General features: G+C 34.3%; 19 protein-coding genes. 9 read left to right on the forward strand and 10 right to left on the reverse strand.

The window, feature by feature from the left end:
- Positions 1 to 4: 4 nt before the first annotated feature.
- Positions 5 to 292, reverse strand: coding sequence for a flagellar biosynthesis anti-sigma factor FlgM (gene flgM / locus A9G08_RS04360; RefSeq protein ID WP_065562520.1), 288 nt, complete (start codon positions 290 to 292; stop codon positions 5 to 7).
- A gap of 78 nt (positions 293 to 370) precedes the next feature.
- Positions 371 to 1,033, reverse strand: coding sequence for a flagellar basal body P-ring formation chaperone FlgA (flgA, locus tag A9G08_RS04365; protein WP_081299483.1), 663 nt, complete (start codon positions 1,031 to 1,033; stop codon positions 371 to 373).
- A 150-nt stretch (positions 1,034 to 1,183) separates the two neighbouring features.
- Here flgA and flgB point away from each other — a divergent pair, with 150 nt between their 5' ends.
- The 9 genes from flgB to flgJ are packed head-to-tail and all read left to right on the forward strand — an operon-like array spanning position 1,184 to position 8,329.
- Positions 1,184 to 1,588 (forward strand): flagellar basal body rod protein FlgB, encoded by a 405-nt coding sequence (flgB, locus tag A9G08_RS04370; RefSeq protein WP_065562522.1) that lies wholly within the window; start codon positions 1,184 to 1,186, stop codon positions 1,586 to 1,588.
- A 2-nt stretch (positions 1,589 to 1,590) separates the two neighbouring features.
- Positions 1,591 to 1,998 carry a flagellar basal body rod protein FlgC gene (gene flgC, locus A9G08_RS04375; protein WP_141673923.1) on the forward strand — a complete coding sequence of 136 codons (408 nt, stop codon included), beginning with the start codon at positions 1,591 to 1,593 and terminating at the stop codon, positions 1,996 to 1,998.
- A gap of 52 nt (positions 1,999 to 2,050) precedes the next feature.
- Entirely contained in the window at positions 2,051 to 2,731 is a 681-nt protein-coding gene (gene flgD, locus A9G08_RS04380) for a flagellar hook assembly protein FlgD (protein WP_370632648.1), read from the forward strand.
- 16 nt (positions 2,732 to 2,747) lie between these two features.
- Complete coding sequence (gene flgE, locus A9G08_RS04385) at positions 2,748 to 3,959, forward strand: flagellar hook protein FlgE (protein WP_065562525.1); 1,212 nt, start codon at positions 2,748 to 2,750, stop codon at positions 3,957 to 3,959.
- A 14-nt stretch (positions 3,960 to 3,973) separates the two neighbouring features.
- Positions 3,974 to 4,723, forward strand: a complete 750-nt coding sequence (locus A9G08_RS04390; RefSeq protein WP_065562526.1) for a flagellar basal body rod protein FlgF — start codon at positions 3,974 to 3,976, stop codon at positions 4,721 to 4,723.
- A gap of 18 nt (positions 4,724 to 4,741) precedes the next feature.
- Complete coding sequence (flgG, locus tag A9G08_RS04395) at positions 4,742 to 5,524, forward strand: flagellar basal-body rod protein FlgG (RefSeq protein ID WP_065562527.1); 783 nt, start codon at positions 4,742 to 4,744, stop codon at positions 5,522 to 5,524.
- Positions 5,525 to 5,534: 10 nt separating this feature from the next.
- Positions 5,535 to 6,212: a flagellar basal body L-ring protein FlgH gene (locus A9G08_RS04400; protein WP_081299484.1), complete on the forward strand. Its 678-nt coding sequence runs from the start codon at positions 5,535 to 5,537 to the stop codon at positions 6,210 to 6,212.
- 11 nt (positions 6,213 to 6,223) lie between these two features.
- Positions 6,224 to 7,327 (forward strand): flagellar basal body P-ring protein FlgI, encoded by a 1,104-nt coding sequence (locus A9G08_RS04405; protein WP_065562529.1) that lies wholly within the window; start codon positions 6,224 to 6,226, stop codon positions 7,325 to 7,327.
- Positions 7,328 to 7,339: 12 nt separating this feature from the next.
- The gene (gene flgJ / locus A9G08_RS04410) at positions 7,340 to 8,329 is read left to right on the forward strand and encodes a flagellar assembly peptidoglycan hydrolase FlgJ (protein WP_065562530.1); all 990 of its coding nucleotides are present in this window, start codon (positions 7,340 to 7,342) and stop codon (positions 8,327 to 8,329) included.
- A gap of 101 nt (positions 8,330 to 8,430) precedes the next feature.
- Here flgJ and flgL read toward each other — a convergent pair whose 3' ends face one another.
- The 8 genes from flgL to A9G08_RS04450 form a co-directional block, all read right to left on the reverse strand.
- A complete protein-coding gene (gene flgL / locus A9G08_RS04415; RefSeq protein ID WP_065562531.1) occupies positions 8,431 to 9,369 on the reverse strand; it encodes a flagellar hook-associated protein FlgL in 939 nt (312 codons plus the stop codon).
- A 15-nt stretch (positions 9,370 to 9,384) separates the two neighbouring features.
- Positions 9,385 to 11,028, reverse strand: coding sequence for a flagellar hook-associated protein FlgK (flgK, locus tag A9G08_RS04420; RefSeq protein ID WP_065562532.1), 1,644 nt, complete (start codon positions 11,026 to 11,028; stop codon positions 9,385 to 9,387).
- Between the two features lie 147 nt (positions 11,029 to 11,175).
- Positions 11,176 to 12,063, reverse strand: coding sequence for a flagellar motor protein MotB (motB, locus tag A9G08_RS04425; protein WP_065562533.1), 888 nt, complete (start codon positions 12,061 to 12,063; stop codon positions 11,176 to 11,178).
- Positions 12,063 to 12,950, reverse strand: coding sequence for a flagellar motor stator protein MotA (motA, locus tag A9G08_RS04430; RefSeq protein ID WP_065562534.1), 888 nt, complete (start codon positions 12,948 to 12,950; stop codon positions 12,063 to 12,065). Before motA ends, motB begins: the two co-directional genes overlap by 1 nt.
- A 55-nt stretch (positions 12,951 to 13,005) precedes the next feature.
- Entirely contained in the window at positions 13,006 to 13,611 is a 606-nt protein-coding gene (gene flhC / locus A9G08_RS04435; RefSeq protein ID WP_081299485.1) for a flagellar transcriptional regulator FlhC, read from the reverse strand.
- A gap of 13 nt (positions 13,612 to 13,624) precedes the next feature.
- Positions 13,625 to 13,945, reverse strand: coding sequence for a flagellar transcriptional regulator FlhD (flhD, locus tag A9G08_RS04440; protein WP_141673924.1), 321 nt, complete (start codon positions 13,943 to 13,945; stop codon positions 13,625 to 13,627).
- A 185-nt stretch (positions 13,946 to 14,130) separates the two neighbouring features.
- Positions 14,131 to 14,847, reverse strand: a complete 717-nt coding sequence (locus A9G08_RS04445) for an RNA polymerase sigma factor FliA (RefSeq protein ID WP_065562536.1) — start codon at positions 14,845 to 14,847, stop codon at positions 14,131 to 14,133.
- A 172-nt stretch (positions 14,848 to 15,019) separates the two neighbouring features.
- A complete protein-coding gene (locus A9G08_RS04450) occupies positions 15,020 to 15,832 on the reverse strand; it encodes a flagellin N-terminal helical domain-containing protein (protein ID WP_065562537.1) in 813 nt (270 codons plus the stop codon).
- Positions 15,833 to 16,079: the final 247 nt, after the last annotated feature.

The following is a 16,079-nucleotide window of genomic DNA, read 5'->3' on the forward strand; positions in this document are numbered from 1 at the left end:
TCAATTAGATTTCAATATTTTCAAAAGTTTGCTTAATAATTTCATCGGCAATTTTATTTGGATTGATCACTAATCTACCTTCAGTAATGGCCTGTTTTATCTTTTCAATTTTACTAATATCGATATCATTTTCAGTTGAATGCAACATTGCTATAGTATTTTGGCTTAACTTAACATTTAACGTTAAGTTACTTGAGTTTTGCACAGATGCATTAGTTTTTTTATTTTGCTCATTTATACGATTAAGTACCCCTGATACGGCGGTAACCATTTTTGTTGCATCTATACTCATAAAATTCCTTCAATTAACGTTGAGGTTTATAGGGGAGGTTTAATCTAATTATCGGCAAAAATCAGAAAATCATTAATTTTATTTGTTTAAAATTGTGATACCTTTTTCTGTAACAACACCCTGAACAATATTGCCTGTATTAAGTTTGATATTTATTAATTCACCCAAGGCACCATTGCTTAGTGTTTTGCCATTAGCAGCAATTGAATATCCCTCACCATTAACAATTACTTTTACTGTTTGACCTGCTTTAACATGCCAATTTTTCTGTAACATTGAATTTTTAATAGGCTCACCATTATTAATATTTCTTAAAGCAATATGATTGATAACCTCTGATTTATTCAAAATTACAGCAGGTGGTAATTTATCTAACCGCCCAGATTGCATTTTCACTTGCTGCTCTGTCATTAATGTTCCTGCACTTATCGGCTGATTCGCCATAACATAACTCCCAGTAACAGCAACATAAACTTGAATATATTTAGTAATGTTTTCACATTTAGCAGTAATAGTTAAATTACCCCACTGCTTATTTTTATTTAAAATCGCAAATGTTGGTGAATCACAATTTAACTGAGGTTTCAAAGTGAGGTAATCAATAGCAATATTATCAATATTAGCTTCGCTAATTTGTTGATAGATTAGATTGCTAATCTGTTTTTCCATTGAGTTAGCCAAAGCTATTTTTGAGCTACACAACACACCTAAAAGGCTTATATATTTTATAAACTGAGACATATTTGTTCACAACATTATTGGTAACTAAATTTTACTTTATCAGCTAATTTATTGAATGTTGAAATAAGGGCAATTTTTATCGTTATTTATACGATGATTTTTTTTTGATTTGCTTAAAATTCTCTACATAAAAAAAGATGAGATGATTTTATGCTAAATAAATTAGATACTTTTGTTAACTTTCATCAACAAGCATTAAATGTTCGTGAAAAACGACAAAATATACTTGCGACCAATATTGCCAATAGTGATACGCCTAATTATCAAGCTAGAGATATTGATTTTAATATTGAATTAAAAAAAGCTATCAATAATCAACATACGCTTAATAATATAAAACTTAATATAACATCAGCAAAGCATATCCAAACCATCGGCTCAGCAGATTATCAACTTCTGTATCGCATTCCTTATCAATCATCTGCTGATGGTAATACTGTTGAAATGGATCAAGAAAGAACAGCTTTTATGGATAACAGTATCCATTATCAAAGTAATTTAACATTTTTAGGTGAACAATTTAAAAATGTAGTATCCGTATTACAGCAAGGATAACCATTATGAGCTTCTCTATTTTTTCTATCTCTGGTTCTGCATTAATGGCACAAACTCAACGAATGAATGTTAGTGCGAGTAATTTAGCAAATGCTGATAGTGTTACAAGTACTTCAGGTCAAGCTTATCGAGCTAAACAAGTTATTTTCCAAGTCGATGATAACAATTATCCCAATAGCATAGCTGGAGTAAAAGTATCTGAGGTCATCGAAGACCCATCACCAATGAATTTAGTCTATGATCCTAAGCACCCTTTAGCTGATGAGAAAGGTTACATTCAAAAACCTAATGTAGATGTAGTGGCAGAGATGGTCAATACCATTTCAGCATCTCGTAGCTACCAAGCAAATGTGGAAGTCATTAATACCGTAAAAAGCTTAATGCTTAAAACACTTACCTTAGGGCAATAAAGGGGCTTAATTCATGGGTATTTCGAATGTACCAGTTTCAGAATCGTCAAATATGGCTAGTCCACAAGCAGTGAGGAAAGGTTCATCTGATGGTAATTCTAGTCAGGAATTACAAGATAACTTTTTAACATTACTTATTGCCCAGATGAAGAATCAAGATCCAACTAATCCAATGGATAATAGTCAGTTAACCTCTCAATTGGCGCAAATTAATACGCTAGCAGGCATTGAACGACTTAATACAACGTTAGGTATGGTTTCAGGCCAGATTGACGATAGTTTATCAGTCAACGCGAGCAATATGATTGGTAAAGGCGTTATGGTTCCTGGTAATAAAATATTAGTCGCAACTTCAGAAATAGATGGTTCAAAAAGTGATAAAGAGACCATTACTACACCATTTGGTTTTGAACTTATGCGTGATGCTGATTCGGTTGTCATCACCATAAAAGATGAAAATGGTAATGTTGTACGAGAAGTCGATCTTGGATCCATCCCTGCTGGTGTCAGCTCTTTTACTTGGGATGGAGAACTTAACGATGGAACTTTAGCTCCAGATGGTAGCTACACGTTTTCAGTGAATGCTACTTACGAGGGGCAAAAAGTCACATCAACACCATTAGCTTACTCTGTTGTTTACGGAGTAATTAATAGCAAAGTTAATAATAAAGTATTACTTGATTTAGGGATACTTGGTTCAATTAGTATTGACGAAGTGCGTCAAATTCTTTAAAGGGGAATAAGTTTATATGGGATTTTCTCAAGCAATCAGTGGTATGAATGCCGCTTCTAAACAATTAGATGTTATTGGTAATAATATTGCCAATTCTGCAACAGTTGGCTTTAAAAGTGCTAGTATTTCATTTGCTGATATCTATGCCGGTTCAAAAGTAGGGATGGGTGTTAAAGTTGCTGCTGTTATGCAAAATTTTAATGACGGCACAACAACTTCAACCAACAACAGTTTAGATGTGGCGATTTCAGGTAATGGATTTTTCAGATTAGTTGATAGTAGTGGACAAATCTACTATACCCGTAATGGTCAGTTTCAATTAGATGCTGAACGTAATATCGTATCTGCTGACGGTTTCAACTTGACTGGTTATCTTGCGACAGGTACTCCACCACAAATTCAACAAGGTTCAGCACCGGGTCCATTAAAAATTTCACAAGAAATGTTAAATGCATCAGCAACCAATAAAGCTGCTTTGCAAACAAATCTAAATTCAAATAGTAAAGTTCCTGAAAAACAACCGATTAATGCAACAGATGCTGACACATTTAATTATTCAACCACTATCACCACTTATGATTCATTAGGTAATCAACGCAATGTTCAGCTTTTTTATGTAAAAACAGCAGATAACCAATGGGATGTTCATTACCTTGATAGTAGCGATCCTAATGCAACCCTACAAGCATTAGGAAAAATGGAATTTGATTCATCAGGCAAATTAATCAGCGATCCCGAAATGACTATCAATATTAATGGCATAAATGGATCAGAAGATAATAGCTTTACATTATCACTTGCAAACAGTACGCAACAAAATATGGGTAAAGAAGTCGGTAGCATAAAAACGCCTATCGTAGATGGTTATGCAGCAGGTGATTTAGTTGGTTATAGTATTAACAATGATGGCACTATTTATGGTGTTTATTCCAACCAACAAACCATGTTATTAGGTCAAATTGCCATGGCTGATTTTGCCAATGTTAATGGATTAGAATCAGCAGGGAATAATAACTGGCGTTCAACACTTAATTCTGGTGGTGAAGTATTAGGCTCAGCCAATACAGGTACTTTTGGATCATTAGCCAGTGGTGCCGTTGAATCATCTAATGTCGATATGAGCCAAGAATTAGTCAATATGATTGTTGCTCAACGTAATTATCAATCTAATTCTCAAACCATTAAGACACAAGATCAAATTCTTAATACATTAGTTAATTTGAGATAATTTAAGGAATATTTATGGATCGCGTTATTTATACTGCCATGTCTGGTGCAAGCCAAACATTAAATCAACAATCCATAACCAGTCATAATTTAGCTAATGTATCAACAGTAGGCTTTCGTGCTCAATTAGCGGCAATGAAAGCCGTTCCTATTGTGGGTAATAGTATGCCAACAAGGACCATGGTTGCAGCAACCACGCCTACCTATGATTCAACAATGGGTGCATTTAATTACACTGGGCGAGATTTAGACGTTGCTTTATCAGAAGATGATTGGCTAGCTGTACAATTAGCTGATGGTAGTGAAGCATATACCCGTAATGGTGCCATTCAAATTGATGAAAATGGCACGCTTAATATCCAAGGTCATCCATTACTTGGTGATAATGGCGTATTAACAGTTCCTCAGCGTTCACAGGTTAGTATCAGTGCCGACGGAACTTTATCAGCGTTAGGTGCAGGTGATAAACGCACAACCATTGCTCAAGTTGGAAAAATAAAGAAAGTTCACCTTAAACCTAATGAGTTGGTACGTGGCGATGACGGTTTTTTTCATGCAACACCTATTAACAATCGTGGTGCAGTATTACAAGATAATCCTAACGCAAAACTGATGTCTGGAGTATTAGAAGGCAGTAATGTTAATCCTGTTACTGCAATGGTGAATTTGATTAGCCATTCTCGTCAATTTGAAATGCAGATGAAGCAAATTACTACAGCAGATGAAAATGCACAAAGAGCCAATCAAATATTATCGTTAACATAATTAAAATAGGAAAAAGCAATGATTAAATCATTATGGATTGCAAAAACTGGGCTAACTGCACAACAAATGAATATGGATATAATTTCCAATAATTTAGCCAACGTTAGTACTGGTGGTTTTAAACGCCAACGTGCTGTTTTTGAAGATCTGTTATATCAAACTATTCGCCAACCTGGCGCTCAATCATCTGAACAAACAACACTACCTTCTGGATTACAAATTGGTACCGGTGTTAGGCCTGTAGCTACCGAACGAATCCATAGCCAAGGAAATTTAGAATTAACTGATAATAGCAGTGATATCGCTATTAATGGACAAGGTTTTTTCCAAGTTCTGATGCCTGATGGAACGCTAGCTTATACTCGAAGTGGTGCTTTTCAAGTTAACCAAAATGGTCAATTAGTTACGGCTGCTGGTTACGAAATTCAACCAACCATCAACATTCCATCAAATGCGATAAAAATGACCGTGGCACGGGATGGTATTGTTAGTGTGACCTTAGCCAATCAATCAACTCAAGTGCAAGTTGGTCAATTAACATTACATACTTTTATTAATGACACTGGGTTAGAAAGTGTTGGGGAAAATCTCTATTTAGAAACCGAAAGCTCTGGTGCTCCAACTGAAAATACACCGGGATTAAATGGTGCTGGATTGCTGTATCAAGGTTATATCGAAACCTCTAACGTAAATGTCGCAGAAGAGTTAGTTAACATGATTCAAGTACAACGTGCTTACGAAATTAACAGTAAAGCAATATCAGCGTCTGACCAAATGTTGCAACGTTTAAATCAGTTATAAAACTATGATAATGAGATATCTTTATATTTTAGTAATGATGTTATTAGTTGGTTGTAGCCAATTACCTAAAAAAGCATTAGTTGAAGGGCAAACCAGTATTGTTCCTCAAATGCCAGAAATTGTTAATTCAAGTGGCTCAATATATCAAGCATCACAACCAAGTAGTTTTGGCTATCAACCAATGTTTGAAGATCGTAGACCTCGCAATATTGGTGATGTATTAACCATTGTATTACAAGAAAATGTGAGTGCGAGCAAAAGTTCATCTATTAATGCTGGCCGTAATGGTGGGGTAAATTTAGGTGTAAAAACTGTTCCTCACTTTTTAGATGGATTAGTTGGTCGAGGCAAAGTAGATACTGATATCTCAGGCAGTAACGATTTTAAAGGTTCTGGTGGCGCTAATGCAAAAAATACATTTAGTGGAACCATCACCGTCACCGTTCAAGATGTCATGATTAATGGCAATTTAAAAGTAATTGGTGAAAAACAAATTGCAATAAATCAGGGAACAGAATTTATTCGATTTTCAGGCGTTGTTAACCCTAGGACAATAAGTGGTAACAATACCGTTATTTCAACTCAAGTTGCCGATGCTCGCATTGAATATGTAGGTAATGGCTACATTGATGAAGCTCAAACTATGGGTTGGTTACAACGCCTGTTTTTTAATCTTTCACCATTTTAATGAATCTGATTATGCTTAATATATTACGAACTTTTATTATTTTAATAATGATAGTGGGCACACCCTATAGTTATGCCGAACGAATAAGGGATTTAGTAACTATTCAAGGCGTGCGTGAAAACGCCTTAGTAGGCTATGGAATTGTTGTTGGGCTAGATGGTACAGGAGACCAAACTTCACAAACACCATTTACCATTCAAAGTATAACCAACATGCTTTCGCAATTAGGTATTACCGTACCATCAGGTAGTAACATGCAATTAAAGAATGTTGCTGCGGTAATGGTTACGGCTAAATTACCATCTTATGCACGAGTTGGGCAACAAATTGATGTTGTTGTCTCTTCATTAGGTAATGCCAAAAGCCTTCGCGGTGGCACATTGATTATGACGCCATTGAAAGGTGCCGACAATCAAGTTTATGCCATTGCTCAAGGTAATCTTTTTGTTGGTGGTATGGGCGCAAGCAGCAAAGGCAGTAGTGTAACAGTTAATCAAATGGCTGGTGCAACTATCCCGAGTGGAGCGACAATTGAGAGGGAATTAACAACCCGCTTAGATGAAAAAAGTTCCATTCACTTACACCTTAACCATTTTGACTTTACCATGGCATCAAAAATCGCTGAAGCAATTAACAAGGTACAAAAAAATATCGCAGTTGCTTTAGATGGTATGACGGTTAAATTGAACATGCCACAAGATAGTCAGGCAAGAGTTAAATTATTATCGAAGATTCAAAACCTACAAATTAGTGCTTCACCAATTTCAGCAAAAGTAGTCATTAATACACGCACTGGCGTGGTGGTGATGAATCAAAAAGTTCAATTAGACAATTGTGCCGTTGCTCATGGTAATTTGTCTGTGGTGGTCAATAACAAATTAAAAGTTAGCCAGCCTAACACTCCGTTAGCCGGAGGACAAACCGTAGTTGTTCCTGATGATGAGGTTAGCATCGAACAAGATGGCGGTGCATTACATAATTTAGCTTCTGGCGCTGATTTAAACCGAGTAATTAACTCACTTAATTTATTAGGCGCAAATCCAACAGAATTAATGTCGATACTTGAGGCATTAAAAACCGCAGGTTGTTTACACGCTGCATTAGAAACGATTTAAAGCATAATTATTATGAAAAACCTAGTTAATCAGTCTATTAATCGCTTTGCTTATGATTTTTCGAGCATTGGCCAATTAAGGCGTAACGCTGTTAGTGGATCAAGTGAAAGTGTCAAGCAAGTTGCCGATCAGTTTGAAACACTATTCGTCAATATGATGATGCAATCTATGCGAAAAGCCGTTCCTAATGGTGGATTATTTAATCAACCTGCAATGCAGTTATTTACCTCAATGTTTGATCAGCAAATCGCTCAACAGGCTGCCGGTAAAGGATTAGGTCTTGCCAATATTATTGCCAAACAATTAAATAATCAGCCAAATAGATCTATTACCCCACAATCTCAGGCTAATAATATAGAATTAGCACAATCTTTATTTAGTGATTCAAATTCATCGCCTGCGGCATTAGGTCAAATGCTTTACCAGCAAACGAATAAATTAACGAATACTAACGTCAAACCATTAACGTCAGCAGTTAATGATTCTGATAAAGACCATATCACGCAATTTGTAGTTGAGTGGTTTGAACTCGCTAAAAAGGCATCCAAAATGTCAGGTATTCCTTATGAGGTTATCATTGCGCAAGCGGCCTTAGAAACAGGTTGGGGTAAAAAGCAGATAAAAACAGCCGACAATCAACCAAGTCATAACTATTTTGGCATAAAAGCGACATCATCATGGAAAGGCAATTCAACTCGGTTAACAACACGAGAATTTTTAAATAACAATATGGTTAAGATTCAAGATGAATTTAGAGTTTATAAAAGTAAACAACATGCATTAACAGATTATCTTGATTTACTTACCAAAAGCCCGCGTTATCGTGCCGTTGTTAACGCACCTGATGCAAGAACCGCAGCCAAAGCACTGCAAGATGCACACTATGCAACCGATCCTAACTATAGCGAAAAGTTAATTCAAATTATTAGTCGAATTGAAGAAATTGCTAGAAATACACCGCAAAAATCAATATCATGTTTTAGACAAATTGCCTTTAAATAATAACTAAATAAATTAACTAAATTTCAATGAAGTTAATAAATAGGAGGCATAAGCCTCCTATTTTTTTGGTATTAACGATTTAAATAATTGATGACAGAAAGTTATTTCATTTGAAATAAGGACATATTTTGCATATTCATAAAAGTATATTGAGCTGCTTGTAAATTCGCCTGTAACATCACATAATCTGCAATGGCTTCATACCAATCAACATCTTCAATTTGGCTAATTTGTGTTTGAAAATCAATGTCCAAGGTTTTACCTAGTGCAGTTAATCGTTCAACTTCCGCCAACACATTACCACCTGCAGCCCTAACTGTTGAGATATTTTCAAACGAATTATCAACGCCTTGACTAGCTTTCGATAAACCTTCTCTGAATTGCGTAATCGCATCAGGGTCATTATCATCTAAACCGATTTGCAGTACTTCTAATGCATAGTCAATGCTAGCAAAAACATCACTTTCCACAGAACTATTGGCGCCTGACATAAAAATCTGATCACCAGTAAAACTTAATGACACTTCACGCGTATCATCAATAAAAATATTAATCGTTGTAGAACCACCGACATAATTAACTTTACCAGATTCATCCACAACAAAAGGAGGTGTATCATTTTTATTTCCAGCAAAGATATAATTGCCATTAGTGTCTTTAGCATTAGCTAACGAAACTAATTGATCTTTTAATCCTTGTAATTTATTGGCTAAGTCACGTCTATTTTCATCGTTTAACGTCTCATTACCCGCATAAACTAGTGTCTCTTGAATTGATTGGATAACAGTATTCGCTTCTTTTAGTACTGTATCTTGACGACTTAACGAGTTATTAACACTTTCACGAGCTGATTGATACTGAGTATTTCTTGATTGAGCCTGTTTTAAAATTAATGCTTGCGATGACCCCATAGGATCATCAGAAGGTGATAAGATTTTTTTACCGGTTGCTAAATGCAATCCTGATTTTTGCCATTTACTATTGGTATTTAAAATACTCGTTAAATTTTTTTGATACATTGCATTAGTACTAACACGCATATTTAAACCCTTCTATTATTTAGCTAAACCTAAAATGGTATCGAATATTGTGGTTGCCGCATCAATAATCTTTGCATTAGCTTGGTAATACTGCATATAAACCTGCATAGAGATATATTCTTCTTCAATATTAACGCCTGATATTGATTGATTTTGCTCATAAATTTCTTGAGTAATATTATGACTAGATTGCGCTGAAATTTTAGCTGTTTGCGTTTCACTTCCCACATAACTAACTAAGGCGTTATAAGCACTATTTAACGTTTTAGTGCCATTAATTAATTTTTCATTTTGTATATCAAGCAATTTAGCTACATTACGATTATCGCCATTACCATTTTCATCATCATTAATACCTGTTGCTAGTTTGTTGACATCCTTAACTAGTAGCTGGAGTGATGATGCTACATCTGCAACAGGTTTAAGTAAGATACTATCACCCGCTACTGGATCACCATTTATTTCAATAGATAATCCATCAAACAACAACTTACCATCTTCAACTTGAGGGGTAATTTGCTTGTTATCAGACAATCTGGTTACGACCCAATCGTTACCATTAAACTCAATTTTATAATCAGATGCTTTGACGTCTGTCACTGAGTTATAGTTAATTTTAGCAGTGGCATTACCTTGATTTTGGGCGTTAGCAATACTAGTTGGGCTATGATAATCAAATAATTTCTGACCTGGTTCGCCATTAATATCAACCCCTGACATGTGTACTTCATTAAATCGTTCTGCTAGATTTAACGCAATCAAACCTAATTGATTGCGAGCTTCTAGGAGTGGTCCATCACGAAAAGCTAATAATCCATTTAATCGGCCTGATGCGATATTTTGACTTGATAGTTCTTGAGTCGCACCAGAATTATGAGTGTAAATAATTGTATTTAAAGCAGGATTATCTTTAGACGGCTGTACAGATAACTGAGTTGCCGATGACCCTTGCACTAAACTTAAACCATTAGGCAGTGAAATATTGTATTGTCCATTTTGCTCAGTAACGGTGATGCCTATCATCTCGCTTAATTCATTAACCAGTTGATCGCGTTCATCAAGCAATGCATTCGGCTCATGACCACCACTTACTGCCTGTAATCTTGCTATTTTTTGGTTAAGATCAGCAATTTGTTGGGTATAAGAGTTAATAGTATCAACATTATTAACAATTTCAGTATTGATATTGACAATCTGATTTTTTAAATTCAATTCCGTTTTATTAAACTGACTGACTAACGAGCTAAGATCATTTATTACTGTTTGCTTGGAAGCGGCATCACCCGCATTTGAAGAAAGTTTATTTAAACTTGCAAACAGACTATTTAGTTGCGAGGAAATACTATTATCATTCTCCGCTAATAAATTATCGACTTTTGACAATTCATTGTAATAAGCCTTTATAGAGCCATTTTGTGATTGAGATTGACGTAATTGGCCAACCACAAAACTATTATATGCCCGATTAACTGATGATACAGATACACCGTTACCAACAAAACCATAATTATATTTAGTGCCATTTGCTTGTTGCAAAATTTGTTGTTGACGATTGTAACCAACGGTATGCGCATTACTAATATTATTGCTTATAACATTAAGCATATTTTGCGCAGCATTTAATCCACTAATACCGGTATTCATCAATGAATTTGACATAAAAGCTCCTAATATATTTAGTCAATAATCAAATTATTAACTTAAAGGGTTATTCTTATATCGGATAAAAAAGATAAAACTTTAGTTATTTTTAGAAAATAATTGAAATTTAATTTTTTAACACGCTTAACCTAAGTAATTCCAATGCTATTGTTCAGATTTAGTTGCTTGTTTTAAAAAATCTATTCCAGTCATTGTATTTTCATCTTCAATATATTTTTGAGCTGACTTATTCAAAATTAAAATACTAATACGACGATTAGCATCTTTACTATAATTAGGATTGTTTAAACCAACCGTATCAGCTAAACCAATAATTCGAATAATTTTGCTTGAATCTAATCCAGCAGCGATAAGTTCTCGTCTTGATGAATTTGCTCTATCAGCAGATAATTCCCAGTTACTATAACCTCTATCACCTGTTATATACTGACGCTCATCAGTATGCCCAGATAAGGTCATCTTATTGGGTAAATCGTTTATTATTGGTGCTAGAGCGTGAAGAATTTCTTGCATATTAGGATGAATAACTGCACTACCAACATCAAACATTGGTTTATCATCAGTTGCTAAAATCTGAATTCTTAACCCCATTTCAGTTAGTTCAACAATAAGATTAGCCGCTAATTTTTGCAGTCGAGGATCAAGTTCAAATGCCTCATAAATTTTACGAGCAGTTTCGATCAATTGATTTCTTTCAACTACATTGGGATCTATTGGTTGTTCATTTATTATGCTCTGTTGCTCTTCGCCCAAACTTTTACTGACATCATCGCCACCACCAGGAATAGGGCTTTCGCTATCGCTAATATTTTTACCACCATTTTGACCTAGTATTAATGGCGTTCTGAAATATTCGGCAATTCCTTGTAATTCTTGCGGGCTGGCTTTGGCTATCAACCACATGACTAAAAAAAGTGCCATCATAGCAGTCATGAAATCTGCATAAGCAATCTTCCACGAACCACCATGATGGCCACCGCCATGCCCTGACTTTTTTTTAGAAATAATTATTCTTACTGGCTTATCTTTCATTATTCATTATTTTCTGTTGGGTTAGCATTTTTATCTTTCACTTCTTGAATATATTTTTCTAATTCAAAGAAAGATGGTCGCTCATGCGAAAAAATAGTTTTTCGACCAAATTCTATACAAATCTGTGGAGCATAATCATGCATGCTGGCAATAAGAATAACTTTAGTACATTCTAAAATTTTTACTGTATCAGCATTCTTCTGTCTTAATAAAGCAGCTAGTGGCGAAACAAACCCATAAGCCAGTAAAATTCCTAAAAAGGTTCCAACCATAGCATGTGCAATAAGTTCACCCAACTCGCTAGCAGGCCTATCTGCTTGTGCTAATGTGTTAATCACTCCCATAACCGCAGCCACAATCCCAAAAGCAGGTAACCCATCGCCCACACTAGAAATCGCATCTGCAGGTTTTTCTAACTCATGGGTATACGTCTCAATTTCTTCATTCATTAATGCTTCAATTTCATAAACTTTCATATTTCCGCTAATCATTAAACGTAAATAATCAGTGATAAAATCGCATATTTGTGGATTGGCAAGAATAAGTGGATACTTTTTAAATAATTCACTCTCTTTTGGATTATCAATATCTTCTTCAATAGATAACCCCCCATTTTGACGTATCTTAGTTAAAATGGTGTACATTAAATTAATTAATGTTAAATAAAGAGTTTTATTATATTTTGATGTTTTAAATAAACCACCTAACGATTTAAGTGTAGCAATTATTGCTTTCTTTTCATTACTTACAATGAAAGCACCAATAGCTGTACCACCAATTATCAGAAACTCTAATGGTTGAAAAAGTACTGCCAAATACCCTCCACTTAGTACATAACCAACTAAAGCAGAAGCGATAACAACAATATATCCTATAATTATTAGCATTGGCTTTCCTTTATCTCTATAAAATGTAACTAAACTTTTTTAATTAATTGCTTATCTAAACCGTTACCTGATTTGCGGTGACTAAGTTGAATGCACTAGGTATTGATAAAACTTGTAAGCATTTTGCTTGGCTTTCTTTATGCGTTTTATTATTTTTTTCGGCCCTTGACGGCGGTTGGCATAAACTGCAAACAAAACTATTATGTGGCTGGTAAGCGTGTGTAATAAATCGCCCTTTACACTCTTTGCAACACGATTGCTGCATAACATTACTTTCAACAAATTTAACTAAAATCCATGCACGAGTTAAGCCTAAAACCGGCTCTTCATCGTGATGAAGGGAACATTGCTCTAAATAAAGTTGATAAGCTTTAACAATTGCATGAACTCCAGATTTAGTACCATGCTTGACTAAAAATCGGTAAGCATTATAAAACATGCTTGAATGAATATTAGGCTCCCAAGTCATAAACCACGTGGTAGAAAAAGGAAGTAAACCTTTAGGTGGTGGGCATCCTTGGATTTCTTTATATAATTTAATCAGCTTTCCACGGCTTAAATTGGTTTCACTTTCCAACATTTGAATTCTAGCGCCGAGTGTAATTAATCGAATAGCTAATTGGACTTCTTTATATTTTTGGATAATGCTTTTGCTACTCATTTTTATCATTTACCTACTTATTAATAGAATCTAAAAGTAAGCTTGATAGAAGGATCCCTGTATGCATCTGCTTTATATCACTAACGCGAGACTCTTCAGTTAATTTTTCCATCATTGCTGAATTTTTAAATCGAAATTGAAACGTTAATTGATTGGTTTCAGATAAAACCAACATTTGAGAAGCACTTAAATTACTCAAAATATCAGCGGTTTTTTCATCAATTCCTAATCGATACATTGCCATCACTTTATCTTTCTCTATCATTCTTTGGCTTAATAAAAGCGTTGAAAGATTTAAATGATGTATACATTTCAAAATATCGTCTTCTTGTATATTTCCCAATTTACTCACCAAAATTTATATTTTTCTCGCATAAAAAAATGCGAAATTAGTAAAAAATATCTTAATTCGTTTTTTTTCACTTAAAGTTACATTTTTAAAAGCAAAAGGTCAATAAAAAAATCATTTCGATTTATTTTCAATTTATTTTTTCATGTTTTACTGTTTTATTCTGTTTTTTATATATTAATTTTACTTTGTATTCGTTTTATTGCTTGGCTATGTAATTGACTTACGCGAGATTCGCTAATATCTAACACTTTTCCAATCTCTTTTAAATTCAACTCTTCTTGATAATAGAGCGCTAAAACCATTTTTTCTTTTTCAGGTAAGTTATCAATTTGTTGAACAATAATATTGCGAATTTCATCATTAATAATAAAAGCAAAAGGATTGTTATCGGAATCAGGCTCAATCAGCGCATCCAAATTATCGCCGAGTTTTTTTTGTATCTCATCGTAAGAACAGATTTGGCTATAATTTGAATCTAATAACACCTTGCGATATTCAGTAAGAGACAATTGCAGATGTGCAGCTATCTGGTGATCATTAGGTGGGACACCTAAAATTTGTTCCAATTCATTAATGGCGTTAGTGACATCTTTAATTTTTTTTCGGGTTTGCCTTGGTAGCCAGTCACGACTACGCAACTCATCTAACATTGCTCCCTTTATTCTAGGAATAGCAAATGTAGTAAAAGTATAACCTTGTGCTGCATCATAACGTTTTATGCATTCTAATAAACCGATATAACCAACTTGTAACAAGTCATCAAGCTCAATCGTCGTTGGTAAACGAACAGCTAATTTCAACGCTTCATTACGAACTAAATAGATATATTGTTGCCAATCGATTTGATTCACTACACCCTGAGAGTTATACAGGTTATCACTCATTTCCTAAACCATTGTAAAAAATGCTAAGGAATATTATGACGATAATTGACTGAGTTAATGGCAAGAATAAAGTATTAAAAAATAGGTAATTAACATTATTAGTAATAATGGTATTAAAAAATACCATTATTACTATAGTATAAAAATTAAAGTAAAATTTTAGAGATATACTTTATTGTAATAAAGACAGTACAGATTGAGGTACTTGGTTAGCTTGTGCTAATACTGAAGTACCTGCTTGTTGTAAAATTTGACCACGAGTCATATTAGAGACTTCTTCAGCATAATCTGCATCTTCAATACGGCTACGCGCTGAGCTTAAGTTATTTACTGTATTGTTGATGTTAGTTACAGTTGACTCAAAACGATTTTGTACCGCACCAAGCTCACCACGTAATTCATCAATTTTTGATAATGCAGCATCAAGTGTTTTTAAAGGATCTGCTGTTGGGCTTGAAGAAACATTAAATGAAGCTAAACCGAGTTCAGTACTGTCAATTTTTTTCAAATTGATTTCAATAGTTTCACCATCATTTGCACCCACTTGTATTTTAAGTGTTTTATCAGCAGATAATACTTTAGTACCATTGAAATCAGTTTGTTTAGATACACGGTCTATCTCTTCTAAACGTTGATCAATTTCGTTTTGAATTGATTCTAAATCGCTTTGAGAGTTTGTACCATTTGCCGCTTGAACAGTCAATTCACGAATACGTTGAACGTTGTTATTAATTTCGTTTAATGCACCTTCAGTTGTTTGAGCTAAAGAGATACCGTCATTTGCATTACGTGCAGCTTGAGTTAAACCACGAATATTTGAAGAAAAACGATTAGCGATTGCTTGACCTGCTGCATCATCTTTAGCGCTGTTGATACGCATACCTGATGATAGACGCTCAATTGCAGTTCCAAGAACACTTTGAGAATTATTCAGATTGTTTCTTGCCATTAAAGACATAGTATTGGTATTAATTACCTGTGCCATTTTTATCTCCTTTAATATGATTAGTTAGATCAACGAGATATTGAAAATATTATTCAATACTTTTGCTGATGATTTAGTTATCGGTATTAAAAAAAGAAACTTTAATATTTTTTTTTATTTTTATTTTATGTCGTCGAATAAAACCGAATAACTAATTAAGTTTGATAAAACGCTCAGAGGTCCTAATACATTTTTATATGTAAATTAATCGGTAAAAAACAGTTGATAGCCTTATTTAATAAAGGCC

Origin of the sequence: Gilliamella sp. wkB195 (genome assembly GCF_001690445.1) — a bacterium.
Taxonomy (GTDB): Bacteria; Pseudomonadota; Gammaproteobacteria; order Enterobacterales; family Orbaceae; genus Gilliamella; species Gilliamella apicola_E.